General features: G+C 58.5%; 20 protein-coding genes. 3 read left to right on the top strand and 17 right to left on the bottom strand.

Annotated features, from left to right (window positions below; translation table 11 throughout):
• From WA845_RS02660 to WA845_RS02580, 17 genes are all read right to left on the bottom strand, one after another.
• The coding region (locus WA845_RS02660) for a flagellin N-terminal helical domain-containing protein (protein WP_443111963.1) at positions 1–316 on the bottom strand (316 nt) is incomplete at its 3' end.
• A 346-nt stretch (positions 317–662) separates the two neighbouring features.
• Positions 663–2,006 (bottom strand): flagellin N-terminal helical domain-containing protein, encoded by a 1,344-nt coding sequence (locus tag WA845_RS02655; RefSeq protein ID WP_045532752.1) that lies wholly within the window; start codon positions 2,004–2,006, stop codon positions 663–665.
• 587 nt (positions 2,007–2,593) lie between these two features.
• Positions 2,594–3,604, bottom strand: coding sequence for a flagellin N-terminal helical domain-containing protein (locus tag WA845_RS02650; RefSeq protein WP_006698203.1), 1,011 nt, complete (start codon positions 3,602–3,604; stop codon positions 2,594–2,596).
• 372 nt (positions 3,605–3,976) lie between these two features.
• A complete protein-coding gene (gene fliP, locus WA845_RS02645) occupies positions 3,977–4,714 on the bottom strand; it encodes a flagellar type III secretion system pore protein FliP (protein ID WP_004439940.1) in 738 nt (245 codons plus the stop codon).
• On the bottom strand, positions 4,711–5,211 hold the full coding sequence (locus WA845_RS02640; RefSeq protein WP_112555844.1) for a flagellar basal body-associated FliL family protein: 501 nt from the start codon (positions 5,209–5,211) through the stop codon (positions 4,711–4,713). Before WA845_RS02640 ends, fliP begins: the two co-directional genes overlap by 4 nt.
• 27 nt (positions 5,212–5,238) lie before the next feature.
• The gene (gene flgH / locus WA845_RS02635; RefSeq protein WP_004439948.1) at positions 5,239–5,958 is read right to left on the bottom strand and encodes a flagellar basal body L-ring protein FlgH; all 720 of its coding nucleotides are present in this window, start codon (positions 5,956–5,958) and stop codon (positions 5,239–5,241) included.
• Positions 5,955–6,491, bottom strand: a complete 537-nt coding sequence (locus WA845_RS02630) for a MotE family protein (RefSeq protein ID WP_112555842.1) — start codon at positions 6,489–6,491, stop codon at positions 5,955–5,957. The genes flgH and WA845_RS02630 overlap by 4 nt, the downstream gene beginning before the upstream one ends.
• A complete protein-coding gene (locus WA845_RS02625) occupies positions 6,488–7,609 on the bottom strand; it encodes a flagellar basal body P-ring protein FlgI (RefSeq protein WP_112555840.1) in 1,122 nt (373 codons plus the stop codon). The genes WA845_RS02630 and WA845_RS02625 overlap by 4 nt, the downstream gene beginning before the upstream one ends.
• The gene (flgA, locus tag WA845_RS02620) at positions 7,606–8,094 is read right to left on the bottom strand and encodes a flagellar basal body P-ring formation chaperone FlgA (RefSeq protein ID WP_004439958.1); all 489 of its coding nucleotides are present in this window, start codon (positions 8,092–8,094) and stop codon (positions 7,606–7,608) included. The genes WA845_RS02625 and flgA overlap by 4 nt, the downstream gene beginning before the upstream one ends.
• Before the next feature lie 20 nt (positions 8,095–8,114).
• On the bottom strand, positions 8,115–8,903 hold the full coding sequence (gene flgG, locus WA845_RS02615) for a flagellar basal-body rod protein FlgG (protein ID WP_003503427.1): 789 nt from the start codon (positions 8,901–8,903) through the stop codon (positions 8,115–8,117).
• A gap of 18 nt (positions 8,904–8,921) precedes the next feature.
• On the bottom strand, positions 8,922–9,257 hold the full coding sequence (locus tag WA845_RS02610) for a flagellar hook-basal body complex protein FliE (RefSeq protein WP_022555613.1): 336 nt from the start codon (positions 9,255–9,257) through the stop codon (positions 8,922–8,924).
• Entirely contained in the window at positions 9,254–9,673 is a 420-nt protein-coding gene (gene flgC / locus WA845_RS02605; protein ID WP_004439964.1) for a flagellar basal body rod protein FlgC, read from the bottom strand. Before flgC ends, WA845_RS02610 begins: the two co-directional genes overlap by 4 nt.
• A 3-nt stretch (positions 9,674–9,676) precedes the next feature.
• A complete protein-coding gene (gene flgB / locus WA845_RS02600) occupies positions 9,677–10,069 on the bottom strand; it encodes a flagellar basal body rod protein FlgB (protein WP_004439967.1) in 393 nt (130 codons plus the stop codon).
• 170 nt (positions 10,070–10,239) lie between these two features.
• Positions 10,240–10,764 carry a hypothetical protein gene (locus tag WA845_RS02595; RefSeq protein ID WP_373969202.1) on the bottom strand — a complete coding sequence of 175 codons (525 nt, stop codon included), beginning with the start codon at positions 10,762–10,764 and terminating at the stop codon, positions 10,240–10,242.
• A 41-nt stretch (positions 10,765–10,805) separates the two neighbouring features.
• Complete coding sequence (gene fliI / locus WA845_RS02590) at positions 10,806–12,212, bottom strand: flagellar protein export ATPase FliI (RefSeq protein WP_006698198.1); 1,407 nt, start codon at positions 12,210–12,212, stop codon at positions 10,806–10,808.
• A gap of 11 nt (positions 12,213–12,223) precedes the next feature.
• Positions 12,224–12,958, bottom strand: coding sequence for a flagellar basal-body rod protein FlgF (gene flgF / locus WA845_RS02585; RefSeq protein WP_004439975.1), 735 nt, complete (start codon positions 12,956–12,958; stop codon positions 12,224–12,226).
• 1 nt (position 12,959) lies between these two features.
• The gene (locus tag WA845_RS02580; RefSeq protein WP_006698197.1) at positions 12,960–13,739 is read right to left on the bottom strand and encodes a DUF1217 domain-containing protein; all 780 of its coding nucleotides are present in this window, start codon (positions 13,737–13,739) and stop codon (positions 12,960–12,962) included.
• 185 nt (positions 13,740–13,924) lie between these two features.
• On the opposite strand from WA845_RS02580, the gene motA reads away from it, so the two are divergent.
• The 3 genes from motA (at position 13,925) to fliN (ending at position 16,351) form a co-directional block, all read left to right on the top strand.
• Entirely contained in the window at positions 13,925–14,797 is an 873-nt protein-coding gene (motA, locus tag WA845_RS02575; RefSeq protein ID WP_004439982.1) for a flagellar motor stator protein MotA, read from the top strand.
• Positions 14,794–15,753: a FliM/FliN family flagellar motor switch protein gene (locus WA845_RS02570; RefSeq protein WP_022555618.1), complete on the top strand. Its 960-nt coding sequence runs from the start codon at positions 14,794–14,796 to the stop codon at positions 15,751–15,753. The genes motA and WA845_RS02570 overlap by 4 nt, the downstream gene beginning before the upstream one ends.
• Before the next feature lie 64 nt (positions 15,754–15,817).
• Positions 15,818–16,351 (top strand): flagellar motor switch protein FliN, encoded by a 534-nt coding sequence (fliN, locus tag WA845_RS02565; RefSeq protein WP_112555838.1) that lies wholly within the window; start codon positions 15,818–15,820, stop codon positions 16,349–16,351.
• The last annotated feature ends 20 nt before the right edge of the window (positions 16,352–16,371 follow it).

The following is a 16,371-nucleotide window of genomic DNA, read 5'->3' as shown; positions in this document are numbered from 1 at the left end:
TCCGGTCGACGCCTGCTTCGCGGGCGGCCACCAGCTTGTTCTTGATCTGCTTGACGACCTCGATCGAGGATTCCATGCCGGCATAGGCGGTGTCGACCTTGGCGGCGCCGAGGCCGAGGGCGTCCTGAACGGCGGAAAGGGCGCCATTATCCGAACGCATCGTGGTCGCGATGGACCAGTAAGCGGCATTGTTGGAAGCTTCCCGGACGCGCTGGCCGGAGGACACGCGGTCCTGCGTGGCTTCCATGCTTTGGCCGATGGAGCGCAGGGTCTGGAGTGCAGACATGGCTGCGACGTTTGTCAAAATGCTCGTCATAATAAATTGCCCCTTGAATGGCTGATTAGAAAAGGGACATTCCGGCTCACCGGGAGCGGCGCACAGCATCATGCCTGCTAACTGGCTGATTTTAAAAGGTTAGCTCACCGCTTCGATGGCTCTAGCTAACTGCCTTATGGTTAACAAATACTTAAAGTAGCAAAAATCTCGCGATAAAATTTATACGTGCATACCATCTAAAAAACTGAAACGTAATATTTGCCATCGGTGTCCGGACGGGCTGCCTTGAGCGGCCTTCACGATCATCGCTTTGAAACGAGGGCGATAAAACGAAAAAACCGCGCCCTTTCGGGCGCGGTTCGCATTTGGCGATTGAGTGTCGGAATTAACGGAAGAGCGAGAGAATGCTCTGCGAGTCGTTGTTGGCGATCGACAGGGCCTGAACAGCGAGCTGCTGCTGGGTCTGAAGAGCCTTGAGGCGAGTCGATTCTTCGTTCATTTCCGCGTCCACCAGACGGCCAACGCCCTTGTCGAGCGAGTCGGTCAGCTTATTGACGAAGTTTTCCTGCAGTTCAATGCGCATCTTGACCGAGCCGAGGTCGGCGGCGGCGGATGTCATGCTCTGGAGCTGCTTGTCGACGAAGGAAACCATCGCGTCGAGATACTGGTTTTCCGAGACTGCCGAGCCGTCACTGTTCTTGAACGTGCCGGTCAGGTCCTTGGTGATGTCCAGCGACGTCAGCGAGTAGGTGAGCTGCGTTGCGAGCTGGGCGTCAGCGCCTTCTTCCAGGTAGATCTTGGTGGTGCCGTCGAGGCCCACGGCAATGCTGGTCTTGGTTGCCGGAGCTGTCGGCGCAGTCGTGTTGATTTTCACGTACTGGTCGTTGCCAAGATTGAAGTAGGTGCCGTTGACGTTGGGGACTGTCGTGTCGGCGTTAGCGATCGTGACGATACCCGTTGCGGCGGCGGTGGTGAAGGTGACGGCGGTACCGGCAGTTGCTTCCTTCAGGCCCTTCAGCTGAGCTTCGGTGTAAACCTTGGCTGCGGCAACCTTGGTTACCGGCTGTGCGGCGCCAGCGCCGTCCGAGTCATTGGTGATTTCGAACAGCTTGTAGCTGCCGGTGGAAGAAAAGTAGGCATAGGAGTCGAGAACGCCCTGCTTGTCTTTTGCAGCGCCCGAAGACGTGTCGAACAGTACCGTGTTGCGGCTCAGGTCAACGTTAACGGTCTTTACGGAGACGTTACCGGCGGCATCGCGAATGAAGGAACCAACGATCTGCTTGGTGACGTTCTTCAGTTCGCCGGCACCGTTGCTGATGGTTGCCTGCAACCAGTTTTCACCGGAGAAGGAAGAGGAGCTGGAGATCGACTTCAGCTGATCCTGAAGCTGCGAGATTTCTTCCTGGATCTTCGACTTGTCTACGCCGGGTTCGCGAGCAGCGACCAGCTTGTTCTTGATTTCCTTAACGACGTCAATGGACGATTCCATACCGGAATAGGCGGTATCAACCTTGGCAGCGCCGAGGCCGAGGGCATCCTGCACGGCAGAAAGGGCGCCGTTGTCGGAACGCATCGTGGTCGCGATCGACCAGTAAGCAGCGTTATCGGAAGCTTCGCCGACGCGCTGGCCGGAGGAAACGCGGTCCTGCGTCGTTTCCATGTTCTGGCCAATAGAACGCAGGGTCTGGAGTGCAGACATGGCTGCGACGTTAGTAAGAATGCTCGTCATGGTAGATTTGCCCCTTGAATGGCTGATTAGAAAAGGGACATTCCGGACTCACCGGGAACGGCGCACAGCATCATGCCTGCTAACCGGCTGATTTTTAAAGGTTAGCTCACCGTTTCGATGGCTTTAGCTAACCTTTATATAGTTAATGAACACCTAAGGATTTTCTAAAAAATGCATTCCGAAGATTTGTTTTGCAACCCTTACGCGTGCGCGCGCGTATTCTGAAATGTTTAAAAAAAAATGAAGCCGCACCCGTTGCCGGATGCGGCTTTGTCGACAGGTGATGTGCTCGGGTCAGCCTCCCTTGCACTCGCCCCATTCACGCGATCGCGAGACGGTCAGCCCCCGCTTGCAATCGCGTCATTCATGTCATTCTGGTCGCGGCTATCCGCTGTCCATGGGTAAAATCTGACAGCCGGTGCTTTCCAAATCACTAATTTAGACGAGTACCAAAGCCCTTGCTGGGATCGTGGTAAATCCTTCGAAAATAAGGATGGTAAACAAATTCTGCCGGGGACTTGGCAGTATGCAACAAACAAAACCGCGCCCTTTCGGGCGCGGCTTGCATTTCGTCATTTACGATCCGATTAACGGAAGAGCGACAGGATGTTCTGCGAGTCGCTGTTGGCGATCGAGAGAGCCTGGATTGCCAGCTGCTGCTGTGTCTGCAGAGCCTTGAGGCGGGTGGACTCTTCGTTCATGTCGGCGTCGACCAGGCGGCCGATACCCTTTTCCATCGTGTCGGACAGCTTTGTAACGAAGTCTTCCTGCATGGAGATGCGGTTGGAGACTGCACCCAGATCAGCAGCGGCGCTGTTGAGGGTTTCAAGCTGCTTGTCGACGTGGCTGATGAGCTTGTCGAGGATGTCGTTGTCCGTGGCAGCGGCGGTGCCGAGCATCGTGGCGCCAGCGCCCTTGTAGATCGACAGGTCCGAAATATCGAGGTTCGAAATGGACTGCTTTACACCGTCTGCGACTGCAGCCTTGTCGAGGATGCCCGTGCCCTTGCCGTCCGTTACAGCGCCGGTGTCGAACAAAACGTTCGAGCCGCTGAGCTGCACGTCAACGCGCTGAACCTTAACGGCGCCAGCGGAGTCACGGGTGAAGGATGCGACAACCTGCTTCTTCAGGTTCGCGATAGCCGCGTCGTCGGTGCCGGCAGCGAACGCGACGCCATCGTTGGACGCCTTGGTCTTCAGCCAGTTTTCGCCGTTGAAGGTTGCGGAGTCGGCGATGGAGGTCAGCTGCTTCTGGAGCTGGCCGATTTCCTTCTGGATCTTTTTCTTGTCGGCGGTCGGGTCCTGGGCAAGGATGAGCTTGTCCTTGATTTCCTGAACGACCTTGATGGTGGCTTCCATGCCCGCATAGGCAGTGTCGACCTTGGCGGCGCCAATGCCGAGAGCGTCGGAAACGGTGGAAAGGGCGGAATTGTCCGAACGCATGGTCGTTGCGATGGACCAGTAAGCAGCGTTGTCGGCGGCGGAGCTTACCTTCTGGCCGGTCGAGATGCGGCCCTGCGTCGTTTCCATGTTCTGGCCGATAGAGCGCAGGGTCTGGAGTGCAGCCATAGAGGAGGCGTTGGTGAGAATGCTTGCCATAGTATTTGTCCCTTGTGTTTACGAGATACTGGAGTTGGGGACATTCCGGACTGTGTATTACCGGTCACAACGTTTCGGCTTCATGCCACTCGGTTCAGAATTACTTGCTTCTGGAAACCAAACCCGCTGTGTGTGAGGCGAATTTCGCAGTCAAAACTTGCATAATTATTAATTTACGAATGAAGAAATATTAGAAAATACATATGGTTACTGGTTTGTTTCTACGAAAGGTAAGTTTTTAATTTAAAATTATAGTTATTCATCCGCTAGCGAAGCTGGTAACCAAAGTCTTAAAACGCCAAAACCCCGCGGCCTTGGGCACGCGGGGTTAAGAAACAGGGTTAATGGGTGTCAGTTCGGCACGAATGCCCGTCAGTTGAACGATCTGACGAGGCTGCCGACAAGCAGGTTCCAGCCGTCGATCAGCACGAAAAACAGGATCTTGAAGGGCAGGGAGATGGAAGTCGGCGGCAGCATCATCATGCCCATGGCCATGGTGATGGTGGCGACGATCAGATCAATGACCAGGAACGGCAGGATGATAAGGAAACCGATCTCGAAACCGCGCCGGATTTCCGACAGCATGAAGGCCGGAACCAGAACTCGATAATCGACGACGTTGTCGGTCATCACTTCCTGGCCGCGTTCGCGGGCAATATCCACGAACAGCTTCAGATCCTTGTCACGCGTATTGGCGTTCATGAAGGTGCGAAAGGGCTCGGCGATGCGCTGCACGGCCTGCTGCTCGTTGATCTGGTTCTGCAACAGCGGTTGCACGCCATCGGTCCAGGCTTTGTCGAAGGTGGGCGACATGACGTAGAAGGTCATGAACATCGCCATCGACAGAAGGATCATGTTCGACGGCGTGGAAGCGAGCCCCATGCCGGAGCGCAGGATAGAGAAAGCGATCACGAAGCGCGGAAAGCTCGTGACCATGATCAGGATGCCGGGCGCGACGGAAAGAACCGTCAAAAGGCCGAAGGTGCGGATGATCCATGCCGCGACAGACCCGTCTATCTGCGTGTTGAACAGATCGGACGGAAATTGCTGGGCATTGGCAAGGCCCGGCAAAGCGAGGAGGACGGCGATGGTTACAAGAAATCGAATCATTCGATGACAAAGGTCCGGAACATGACCTTGGATACGCGCCCTTGAGAGCGCAGGTCAACTCGTTCCTGAATGTCATCCTTAAGATATTGAAAGCCGCGCGGCCCTTCCAGCTGCTGAAGGGAAACGGTGCGGACATAGGCCATGATATCCTGATGGATATCCTCGGCCAGTCCGACTTCCACCGGCCCCTTGAACATCAGCGCCACCTCCAGCCGCACCCAGTTCGTCGAGGGGTAGGCGAGATTGGTGGTGATGGGATCGAGCTGGACGATGCCGTTCGGTTCGGCCGCGATTTTCTCGACACCCTCTTCCTTCTTCTCGCCATGACTACCGGCCGCAGCGGTGGCATGGGCCTCCGTTGCGGCAATCTTCGGTGCGATCATGCCGCCGACGAGCCAGCCTCCGCCCGCGCCGAGCAAGGTGAGGATCACAACACCTGCGATGGTCATGATCAGAGGGGAGGAATTCTTCTTGCCCTCTGCCTGTTCGTTTTCCATGGATCAGTCCGTTCCCCGTGTGCGGCGTCAGAGCGGCGAGAACAGGTCCACGACCTGCTGCCCGACCGGAGGCTGCTGCACTTCCGTCAGACGGCCGCGACCGCCGTAGGAGATGCGCGCTTCGGCAATGCGCTCGTAGGAGATCATGTTCTGAGCATCCACATCCTGCGGCCGGACGATGCCGCCGACGTTGAGGATGCGGATTTCATGGTTCACGCGCACTTCCTGCGAGCCGCTGATGATGAGGTTGCCGTTTTCGAGAATACCCGTCACGACGGCGGCCACGAGCAGCGTCAGCTTTTCAGACCGCTTGGTCTTGCCCTTGGCCTGGGTATCGGTGTCGGAGCCGTATTTGATGTTGGAATCCGCGTCCGGCGTCCAGCCAAGTATCTGGGCTTTGGCCTTCCAGTTCAAGCCGCTGGAGTTGGTGCGGTTACGCTCGGTTTCGTTGTCGAAATCGGCCTTGTCGTTGATCTGGATGTTGACGGTCAGGATGTCGCCGATGTTCAGCGCGCGCAGGTCTTTGAAAAGTGCGCCCTGGCTGTCGCTCCACAGTGAATAGCCGCTTGCCATGTGTTTCGGCTGCTTGGGATACATGCCCATCTGCGGTGTCTGGCTGAATTGCAGACCGCTGCCGATCGGGCTCATCGCCGGTGCGTTACCGATTTCCTTCAGGGTCTGGTTGTTCTGGCAGCCTGCCAGGAGAGCGAGCGGCAGGAGGAGGGCCGGAAGACGACGCGTGCTCATGAAGGATCCTTCGAAGTGTTTTTGTCGATTGCCTGCGACATGATGCCGGCGACGGTGGCAGCTTTCTGCGCGTCCATCTCGCTGAGGATGAGGCCGGATTGACGCGGCGGCAGCTGCATGATGATGGCAGCAGCAATCTCCACATGCATCTTCTCGAGCTGCGGTGCGGCGGCATCCGCCTTCATCGTCTTGTAGATGTCGACGAGGTTGCTTTTGGCCTGGTTGAGGAAATGTTCGCGGCGCGCCAGCCAGTCTTCATATTCAGCCTTGCGGTTTTCCAGCACGGAAATGCGCTCGTTTACGTCGGACTGGAGCTTCTCGAGCTCCTGCTTCTGCATCAGGTAACGCTGATCCCGGGCCGCATCGGCAATGTTGGTGCAGAATTTCTGGATTTCATCCTGCGTGCTGAGTTCTGAAACCACGTTCTGCTGGCTCTCCGCGCCGGCGGCCGGCAGCAGTAACAGCAGCGACGCGACCGCCGCGAAGCGGACGAGGCCATTCGAAAGCGGATTTTTGGTCTGACGTTCCATCATTGCAGCACAAGCTCCGCCTGAAGGGCGCCGGCGGATTTGATGCCTTGCAGGATGGCGATGATACCATCCGCCTTGAGCCCGATGCTGTTGAGACCGGCAACCAGCGTGCGAAGGTCAGGCCCTTCGACGATGGCGACCTTGCTGCCTTCCTGCATGGCCATGATATCCGTCTGCGGCTGTACCGCCGTTTGGCCACGCGAGAAGGGTGCCGGCTGAATGACCTGCGGTGATTCGGTCACCTGCACGGTCAGCGTGCCGTAGCTGACGGCGACGCGCGAAATCCGCACATCCGCACCGATGACGATCGTGCCGGTGCGTTCGTTGATGACGACCTTGGCCGGGGTATCCGTCTCGACGGTCAGGTTTTCGATTTCCGCCATCAGCCGGGTGAGATCCGCGACGCGAGGCTTTTGCACCGCGATTTCCTGCGAATCGCGCGGTTCGGCGATCGGATCGCCATAGCGGGCGCGGGCAAAGGCGTTGACGACGTCTGCGACGCGCACGGCCGTCGAAAAGTCGGGGTTGCGCAGCTGAAGGACCAGATTGACCGAATCCTTGAACTTCGACGGCAGCTCCCGTTCGATGATCGCGCCGTTTGGCACGCGCGCCGACGTGGTGACACCCTGGGTCAGCGTTGCCGCATCGCCCTGCGCCGAAAAGCCGTTGACGATCAGTGCGCCCTGCGCGACCGCGTAAATCTGCCCGTCGGCGCCGGAGAGCGACGTCATGATGAGGTTGCCGCCGCGCAGCGAAGAGGCATCGCCGAGCGAGCTCACCGTCACGTCGATGCGGCTGCCGGGGCTCGCGAAGGGCGGCAGATTGGCCGTCACCATCACGGCGGCGATGTTCTTGGCATTCGACTGGCCGCCCTGCGTGGTGATGCCGAGATTCTGCAACATCGCGCGCATGGATTGCTCGGTAAACGGCGAAGAACGCAGGCTGTCGCCCGTGCCCTGCAGGCCGACCACGAGACCGTAACCGATGAGCTGGTTGTCACGTCCTGCCTGCAGCGATGCGATATCCTTGATGCGGGACGTATCCGCATGGGCTGCCGGAACGGAAAGGAAGGGCTGGGCCGAAAACAGGATGGCCGCGGCCAGGATACGAAGCACTCTCATTTCGCCATCACCTGAATGGTTCCGTCCTTCATGACCGTGCCGTTGACGATGACGCCGGAATCGATGTTGCGTACCCGTACGACTTCGCCGAGCGAGCCATCAGTCATCGGTGTTCCCGAAGCCATCAGCGTCATATTGCCGATGGTGAAGACGAGCTTGACGCTGGTGCCGCGCGTGACGAGCGAGGGTTCGCGTAGGGCGGCAACGGGGATCGTGCGGCCGGGAAGCAGGGTCTGCTTGGAGATCATGCCTTCCACTTCGCTGATGTCGCTCGCGTAACCCGCGGAAATATTGGGATTGGTCACCTCCACCGGCTTCACCTGTTCGGACGTGATCGTCTCGCCCGGATAGATGGTACGCACGGGAACCAGCGCCATTGGCGCCTGGGAGAAGGCAGGCGCGAAAGCGCCGATTGAAAAGGCAGACGCCAGGCACATACGGGCGAGTGCCCTTTTGCAGCTGTTATTTTTCCGGCCAAACCTCATGTTCGCCTGCCTTTCCGTTCTTACTTCAGGTTCTTGCTGACAATCGAAGCCATTTCGTCAGCGGTGGTGATGACTTTGGAATTCATCTCATAGGCGCGCTGCGCCGTGATGAGGTCGGTGATTTCCTTGACGGCGTCGACGTTCGAGCCTTCGAGGTAGGATTGCTTGATATAGCCGTAGCTCGGATCGTCGGGCACGCCGATGACGGCGTCGCCGGAAGCCGGTGTCTGGGCGAAGAGGTTGTCGCCGAGCGGCTTCAGGCCGGCTTCGTTGGCGAAGTTGGCGATGGTCAGCTGGCCAAGCTCGGTGAAGTCGGCGGCGTTGCCGATACGGGCCGTCACCTGACCCGTGCGGGTAACGGTGATGTCCTGCGCGTCGGTCGGGATATTGATATTCGGAATGACGTTATAGCCATCCACCGTCACGAGATTACCATCGGCGTTCTTGTTAAAGGCGCCGGCGCGGCTGTAGAGCGTCGAACCATCGGCCGCCTCGATCTGGAACCAGCCCTGACCGATGATCGCGACGTCGAGCTTGTTGCCGGTCTCGATCAGGTTGCCCTGGGTGTGGATGTTGCGCACGGCCGAGGTCTGCACGCCGAGGCCAATATTGGCGCCCTCGGGCACGATCGCCTGGTTGGCGCGGTTTGGCACACCCTGCATGCGCTCGGTCTGATAGAGAAGATCGGTGAACTCCGCCCGCGCGCGCTTGTAACCGGTGGTGTTGATGTTGGCGATGTTGTTGGCGATGACTTCCAGATTGGTCTGCTGGGCGTCCATACCGGTGGCAGCGATGGCAAGAGCTCTCATGTCAATATTCCTGCTGGGCTAGATCTGCATCTTGGTAATGTCGAGATAGGCCGACACGATCTTGTCTCGGAGCGCGATGGCGGTTTGCAGCGACTGCTCGGCCGAAAGCATGGCATCGACGACTTCACGCGTATTCGCCTTGCCCTGAATGCCTTCAAAAGAAGCGACTTCGGCCTTCTTGAGGTTGTTCATCGCGTCAACGGAAACATTGCCGAGAACGCTTGCGAAGCTCTGGCCGGTCTGCTGCGCTGGTGTCGTCTTCTCGCTGCCGAAAATATTGTCGGTGAGCGAGGAAACGCTGCCGGCGCCGCGCGTCAGCGAGAGGGAGCCGAGTTGTTTGATGCCGTCGATCATTGCGATGCCTTCAGAAGGTCGATGGTGGAGGCGACGAGGTCGCGTGTCTGGCGGATGACCTGAAGATTGGCGTCGTAGCTGCGGTTTGCTTCGCGCATGTCTGCCATTTCGATCAGGATGTTGACGTTCGGCATCTTCACCATGCCGTTTGCGTCGGCGGCCGGATTGCCGGGGTCGTATTCGTTGATGAAGTCGCCGCGATCGACGCCGAGCTTTTTCACCGTCACGCGCTCGACGCCGCTGACACGGTCGAGTTCCGAACCGAAGGTGACTGTCTTGCGGCGATAGGGGTCCGCGCCTGGTGTGTCACCCGTCGATCTGGCATTGGCGATGTTTTCAGACACGATGCGCAGTCGGGTGGACTGCACTTCCAGGCCGCTGCCGGCGATCTTGCTCGCCGCACTCAAGGGATCCATGGCTTACCTCTTAACCGTCATCAGCATCATGCGATGGAAGGATTTGACGAGATTGGCATTCAGCTCGTACTGCCGCTTGATCTCGCCGGTCTTGGTCATTTCTTCCGCAAGCGCGACCGAATTGCCCGATTCCTGCATGCCGATCTCGTTGTTGACCGGGTTGTCGCGCACCGCGATATTGTCGCTGAGTGTGCTCTCGCCGAAGTGGGCAGGGTTGGTCCTCGCCATGCCGACCTGCTGGCTGGTGGCCTGCATGACCGCTTCGAATGGGCTGACATCCTTGGCGTGGAACTTGGGTGTGTTGGCGTTGGCGATGTTGGTCGCCACGACTTCCTGCCGCACGCTCAGCCATTCCGCTTGGCGGGATGCCAGTTCGAACAGTTGAATCGGTTGCATAGACTTCTCCATCTCGTATGCCCCGAACCTACGGGGCTAATCTTGCGTCAGACTTGCGGAGAAGACGAAGGGGTGCGACGACGGGAAAAGGCGCATGGATGCGCGGCCTGCACAAAGAAAAAAGGCGCGCCAGCAGATGCCGCGCGCCTTTTGATCGGAAGAAATTTCTTTTATTTTTCGGGGTGATAGGTTTTTCCAGAGGATGTCTCTATCAACCACTCGCCGTTGCGTTGCTCGATTTTCGTCAGCAGCGCATTATCAGGCAGGGTCGAGCCGACCCTCACCATATACATGCCCGAACCGTCTTCGATCAGGGCGCGGCCGTTGGAGACATGCAGCAGACGGAAGGCGGTCTGGCCGGGGAAGGGCTGGTCCTCGACCCCGGCTGCGAGATTGTTCTGTTTTTCCTTGCCGCCTGCGTTCACGGTCGCCGTCGTCAGCATGTCGGGCAGTTCGGCCGGCGGTGGGGTGTCTTCCTTGTTGCGATTGGTCATCGCCATCGGAGAAACACTGAAGACTTCCCGCGGGCCGGTATGGGGCAGATCGCGGGTGCGGTCGCCGCCAGCCACCTTCATGCCGAATTTTTCCTCGTTGAAGAACACGTACCAGGGGAAGAAGGCCGCTGCAGCGGCAAGCGTGATGCCTGTCCATGCCAGAATACGGTCGGGTGTGAAGAAAACGGGCTTGGGCAGCACGTCTTCATCGTAGCTATCGTTATTCCGCTTTTTCTTCACGGTCAGCCTCTCATTCTCGGGGTTACCTGCGGCTGGCCGTTCTGCGCGCCGCCGCGCAATGCGGTCGCAAGGTCAGCATAGGCATCCTGTGCCGCCGGTTCGTTCGGCAGCTGTTTCAGCGTTTCATAGATGATCGGAACCTGCTTCACCGCCATGTCGAGGTCTGGGTCGGTGCCCGGCCGGTAACCGCCGATGAGGCGAAGATCCCGCGTTTCCTCGAAGCGATGCACCAGCGCCTTGAGGCGTGACACCAGCTTTTCCTGATCCGGCGTCCATGCTTTCTTGGCGAGACGCGAGATCGAGGCGAGCGGATTGATCGGCGGGTAGCGGCCTTCTTCTGCAAGGCTGCGGTCGAGCACAATGTGACCATCGAGAATACCGCGGGTCGAATCGGCGATCGGATCGTTATGATTGTCTCCATCCACCAGAATGGAAACGATGGCGGTGATGGTGCCCGTGCCTTCGGCGCCCGGTCCCGCCCGCTCCAGAAGACGCGGCAGCTCGGTGAAGACGGAGGCGGGGTAACCGCGCGCCACCGGCGGTTCACCCGAAGCAACGGCCACTTCGCGGATCGCATGGGCAAATCGCGTCACGCTGTCAATGATGAGGAGGACATTGTCGCCCTGATCGCGGAAATGCTCTGCAATGGTGACGGCGGAAAGTGGCGCCATCTTGCGCAGCATCGGGCTTTCATCGCTCGTCGCGACAACGGCGATGGACTTGCTCATGTTCTCGCCCATCGTGTCTTCGATGAATTCGCGCACTTCACGTCCGCGCTCGCCGACCAGTGCAATCACCACCTTGTCGAAGGCGTCAGCCTTTGCAAGCATGGACAGCAGCGTGGATTTGCCGACGCCCGAGCCGGCGAAAATGCCAAGGCGCTGGCCGAGACACAGCGGCGAAAAAATATCGATTGCCCGCACCCCGGTCTTGAACGGGGTCTCCACCCTCTTGCGGGTCATTGAGGGTGGCGCATTGTTGGAAATCGAACGGCGTTCAATGCCCGCGGCAAGCGGTCCCTGGCCGTCGATAGGTTCACCAAGCGCATTGATGGTGCGTCCGCACCAGCTATCATCAGGCGCGACACGGAAGGCGCCCTTGCGGATGACGGTATCGTGAATGCCGATCGGTTCGCCCGGCTCGATAGGGCACACGTAGCAGATATCCGGCTCAACGCGCACCACTTCGCCGAGATGGATGCCGGTCGGGCTGCGATGGGCAACAAACTCGCCAAGCCGCACATGCCGGGACAGGCCGGACACGGTATAGTGCCCGGCGGCGATGGTGCGAACGTGGCCGCCCGGCGCCACCGAAAATTCCGGATCGGCATAATGTCCGGCAAGGCCGGCAAGTTGGGCGAGCTTCGGTGAAATGGCTTCAGCCGAAAGCATGGATACCGGCATTGTCATCGGTCAGCTCCTCAGCGCGCGCCACCAAGCGTCTTGATGCCCTCGCCGAACGTCGATTCGGTATCGCGCATCAGAGAGGAGATGCTTTCGAAGGCACGGTTGACCTGGATGAGCTGCGTCATCTGGGAAATCCCGTTGACGTTCGACTGTTCGAGATAACCCTGAACGACGCCGACCTCGTGATTGTTGACGACGGGGACCGGCTGAGCCACGGGCTTCACGCCGCTATTGGGGTGGCGCAGGAAACCTTGCGAAAAATCCGCCTGGAAGATGCCAAGCGTGGCGACGATGTTTTCGTTCTGCCTGATGGCTCCGTCAAGACCCACGGTAATCGGGCCGCCATTCGGATTGAGCTGGATCGGGCCGCCGCCGGCGTCGAGGACCGGGTAACCGCTGGAGGAAATGAGCGCGCCGTCCGGCCGCATGGTGAAGCGGCCGTCACGGGTCAGAATCTGACCGTCGGGCGTATCCAGCGAGAACCAGGCATCGCCCTTGATGGCGAAATCGAAGGAATTGCCGGTCTGCTCGAAAGCGCCCTGGCGCGTGGAGAGATAGTCGTTGCCCTGGGACACGAAGGCGATCTTGGCATTCATGTCATTATGGTTCTTGGCGACCATTTCGTCGAATTTCACTTCGGAACCGCGGAAGCCGACGGTGTTCACATTCGCCATATTGTCGGAAATGGTGGTGAGACGGCGCTCCAGCGCGATCTGCGAGGACAGGGCGACGTATAGTCCGGATTGCATATCATTTGCCTCCGAGTTTCAGGGAGTTGATGGATATCAGCAGGTCGGCGGAGATACCGTAGCCGCTGGAGGAGCCGAAGACGGCGAGGGGATCGTAGGTCGTCGAGGGGTTTTGCATTTCCCACATGATGGTGAAACGCTCGAGCAGCTTGCCGACCTTTTCAGGATCCTGCAGGTCCTTGACATCGATGGTTTTTTCGATGAGGGCAGCCTGTTTCTCGACATCTGCCCCGGCGAATTCGTCGGGCAGGTTATATGCCGTGCGAAACACCTGCGCGAGCGCATCGTCGGCCAGAAAGTCGAGGCCGGATTTGATCGTCGGCGCCTTGCGCTCGAAATAAAGGGCGAGACGAACACCGTTATTGTCGTCGCCCGCTTCCTGTTCCAGCGTCTGCCGGGTGTATTTGGTAATAACGCCCGACTGGGCTGCATCGACCGAAGTCGCCGCCGCACCCAGATCCGCGAAATTCAGCGATTTCGCGAAATCCGCGTAACGGCTGTCGGACAGCTTGTTGGCGAAGGCATTCTTGTCGGTCGCGCCTTCTGTCAGGACCTTGCGGATGAAGGCTTTCGCATAGGCCATGTCCTCGAGCCCGTGCGCCTTGAGCGCGTAATTGTAAAGGCGGGTATCCGCCATGAAATCGTCTATGGATTTCACGTCGCCGATCTTTGCGCGGTAATATTCGGTCTCACGCGCCACGTCCGGCTGCTTCGACACCCGCTCAAGCGACTTGCCGATATCCTGACTGATCAGTCTGTAGCTGGTGTAGGTGGAAGTCACTGAACCGCCGCTCTCGTTTGATCCCGATCTCAAGGCGCACGTCCGCCTTTGCCGGCATAGTGCCGCGGCTTGCTTGTGCGAAACTGGCTGGAGGCTGAAGCGCGGAGAGGCTTTGCGGACAGGTTCACGCAAGCCACATTTTTTAGACATGGCGGCATGGAACACTGTTCGGGCGTGGTCGATCAATGAATATTGTAATTGGACTTATAATCACCTTCGGCTGCATCATCGGCGGCTACATGGCGATGGGCGGTCATCTGGACGTGCTGATTCAGCCGTTCGAATTGATGATCATCGGCGGCGCCGGTCTCGGCGGCTTCATCATGGCGAACCCGATGAAGGTCGTGAAGGATTCGGGCAAGGCGCTCGGCGAGGCCTTCAAGCACTCGGTTCCGAAGGAGCGCAACTATCTCGACGTGCTCGGCGTGCTTTATTCGCTGATGCGAGACCTGCGCACGAAATCGCGCAACGAGATCGAGGCCCATATCGACAATCCCGAGGAATCCTCGATCTTCCAGAGCGCGCCATCGGTTCTGAAGAACAAGGAACTGACCTCGTTCATTTGTGACTATGTCCGCCTCATCATCATCGGCAATGCCCGCAGCCACGAAATCGAGGCGCTGATGGATGAAGAAATCGAGACCATCCTTCACGACAAGCTGAAGCCTTACCACGCGATCACCACCATGGGCGATTCCTTCCCTGCCATCGGTATCGTCGCAGCGGTTCTCGGCGTCATCAAGGCGATGGGCAAGATCAATGAATCGCCTGAAGTGCTGGGCGGCCTCATCGGCGCCGCGCTGGTCGGCACCATGCTCGGTATCATCCTGTCCTATTCGATCTGCAATCCGCTCGCCTCGCAGGTCAAGATCGTCCGCACCAAGCAGCATCGCCTCTACATCATCGTCAAGCAGACGCTGATCGCCTACATGAACGGTTCGGTGCCGCAGGTCGCGCTTGAATATGGCCGCAAGACCATCTCCAACTACGAGCGGCCGTCCATCGACGCCGTCGAGCAGGAGATGATGAATCCCGGCGGCGAAAACAAGGCGGCATGACCATGGCAAAAGCTGCAGCGCAAAAAGCTCCCGCCATCGACACCGCCTTGCTCGCGAAACTCACCGGCGGGCTTTCCGACCGCAGGACGATCGCGAAGATCGGTTCCGATATCGGCCACCTCTACAGCGAATTCCTGCCGGATATTTTTCACAGCGAGACCGGCATTGCGATAGACGTCGAATATATCGGCTCCGAATCGGGGCTCATGACCGACCTGATCGCCAATGTCGGGCAGAATGTCGCGGTGGCCGATTGTTCCCTGCGCAACTGGTGCCCGAACTTCATGATGACGGTCGGTAATGGCTTCGTCATCGCGCTCATGGAGCGCATGCTCGGTGCAGCACCGGACAGCATCGGCGAACCCGATGAGCGCAGTCTTTCCCATATCGAGCTCGATCTGGCTGCCATGGTCCTTGGACGTATCGGCGGCGTGCTCCGTTCCGGAGTCAACGCGCCGGGCGGTTTTGAAGCGGCTATCGAGCCGCCGTTCAATTCCAATGGCAAAAGTGCCTTCGACGAGATGATTGCGGGCCTCTACGGCGTTAACATCCGCATGAAAATCGACATTGGCAAAGTGTCGTCGGAATTCTCGCTGATCATACCGCAGCGTCCATTGCTCAAGACATCCATCGTCGCTCCCAAGGCTTCGGCGCAGGCGCTGAAGAAGCAGGAAGAGTGGATGGAGATGATCTCGGAACAGGTGAAGAGATCGCAGGTCACGCTTGAGGCGCGCATCAAGCTCGAAACGCTGACACTCCGTACGATTTCGAAGCTGGTGGCCGGCGATGTCATTCCGTTTCAGGCCCTCAACCAGGACGATATCGGCGTTGAGGTCAGTGCTAACGGTTCCAAGCTCTATAATTGCGAATTCGGCAAGTCAGGCGACCGCTACATGGTTCGGGTAAAGAACAATGTCAGCACGGACGACGAGATCTTACGACATTTGATGGGTTAAAATCCTGCCCGACCTTTTTGGGTTTGGGCAGGCTGACGCAAGTTTCAAAGGGAATAATCAGCGCATGGCTACGAAGAAAACACCTGTGACCGATGATGCGGCGTTGCCGTCGTTTGAAGACGGCGGCGACCTCGACCAGGCTATCGGCGATCTGCGTGGCGTCCTCAAGACGGATGCGGAAGGCTCGCTCTCCGATTTTGGCGACTTCGGCGATAGTACGGACGAGGTTTCTACGGATACCGACCTTTCCGCCTTCGGTGGCGGAACGGCCGATTTTGCGATGGACGATTTTGCCGCCGCCCCGCAGGTTGCGGGCGTAAAGGCACCGCTGGGCAGCGGCCTGTCCGAAAACATCGACCTGATCATGGATATCCCGATCGATGTCCAGATCGTTCTCGGCACCAGCCGAATGCTCGTCTCGGGGCTGATGAGCCTGGAGGAGGGCGCGACGATCGCACTCGACCGCAAGATCGGCGAGCCGGTCGAGATCATGGTGAATGGCCGCCGTATTGCGCGCGGTGAAATAACGGTTCTGGAAGACGACGATACGCGCTTCGGCGTAAAATTGATTGAAGTACTGAGTACGAAGAAAGCCTGATCCCTGTGGGGACGGAGAGG

Origin of the sequence: Agrobacterium sp. CMT1, from assembly GCF_037203725.1 — a bacterium.
GTDB classification, from domain to species: Bacteria; Pseudomonadota; Alphaproteobacteria; order Rhizobiales; family Rhizobiaceae; genus Agrobacterium; species Agrobacterium pusense.
The sequence above is the reverse complement of the archived record's forward strand: the minus strand, read 5'-3'. Positions and strand labels throughout refer to the sequence as shown.

What these genes read in the sequence shown, in the direction of transcription:
- WA845_RS02655 (WP_045532752.1), bottom strand. Translation starts at nt 2,006, where the DNA reads ATGACGAGCATTCTTACTAACGTCGCAGCCATGTCTGCACTCCAGACC.
- WA845_RS02650 (WP_006698203.1), bottom strand. Translation starts at nt 3,604, where the DNA reads ATGGCAAGCATTCTCACCAACGCCTCCTCTATGGCTGCACTCCAGACC.
- fliP (WP_004439940.1), bottom strand. Translation starts at nt 4,714, where the DNA reads ATGATTCGATTTCTTGTAACCATCGCCGTCCTCCTCGCTTTGCCGGGC.
- WA845_RS02640 (WP_112555844.1), bottom strand. Translation starts at nt 5,211, where the DNA reads ATGGAAAACGAACAGGCAGAGGGCAAGAAGAATTCCTCCCCTCTGATC.
- flgH (WP_004439948.1), bottom strand. Translation starts at nt 5,958, where the DNA reads ATGAGCACGCGTCGTCTTCCGGCCCTCCTCCTGCCGCTCGCTCTCCTG.
- WA845_RS02630 (WP_112555842.1), bottom strand. Translation starts at nt 6,491, where the DNA reads ATGATGGAACGTCAGACCAAAAATCCGCTTTCGAATGGCCTCGTCCGC.
- WA845_RS02625 (WP_112555840.1), bottom strand. Translation starts at nt 7,609, where the DNA reads ATGAGAGTGCTTCGTATCCTGGCCGCGGCCATCCTGTTTTCGGCCCAG.
- flgA (WP_004439958.1), bottom strand. Translation starts at nt 8,094, where the DNA reads ATGAGGTTTGGCCGGAAAAATAACAGCTGCAAAAGGGCACTCGCCCGT.
- flgG (WP_003503427.1), bottom strand. Translation starts at nt 8,903, where the DNA reads ATGAGAGCTCTTGCCATCGCTGCCACCGGTATGGACGCCCAGCAGACC.
- WA845_RS02610 (WP_022555613.1), bottom strand. Translation starts at nt 9,257, where the DNA reads ATGATCGACGGCATCAAACAACTCGGCTCCCTCTCGCTGACGCGCGGC.
- flgC (WP_004439964.1), bottom strand. Translation starts at nt 9,673, where the DNA reads ATGGATCCCTTGAGTGCGGCGAGCAAGATCGCCGGCAGCGGCCTGGAA.
- flgB (WP_004439967.1), bottom strand. Translation starts at nt 10,069, where the DNA reads ATGCAACCGATTCAACTGTTCGAACTGGCATCCCGCCAAGCGGAATGG.
- fliI (WP_006698198.1), bottom strand. Translation starts at nt 12,212, where the DNA reads ATGACAATGCCGGTATCCATGCTTTCGGCTGAAGCCATTTCACCGAAG.
- flgF (WP_004439975.1), bottom strand. Translation starts at nt 12,958, where the DNA reads ATGCAATCCGGACTATACGTCGCCCTGTCCTCGCAGATCGCGCTGGAG.
- motA (WP_004439982.1), top strand. Translation starts at nt 13,925, where the DNA reads ATGAATATTGTAATTGGACTTATAATCACCTTCGGCTGCATCATCGGC.
- WA845_RS02570 (WP_022555618.1), top strand. Translation starts at nt 14,794, where the DNA reads ATGACCATGGCAAAAGCTGCAGCGCAAAAAGCTCCCGCCATCGACACC.
- fliN (WP_112555838.1), top strand. Translation starts at nt 15,818, where the DNA reads ATGGCTACGAAGAAAACACCTGTGACCGATGATGCGGCGTTGCCGTCG.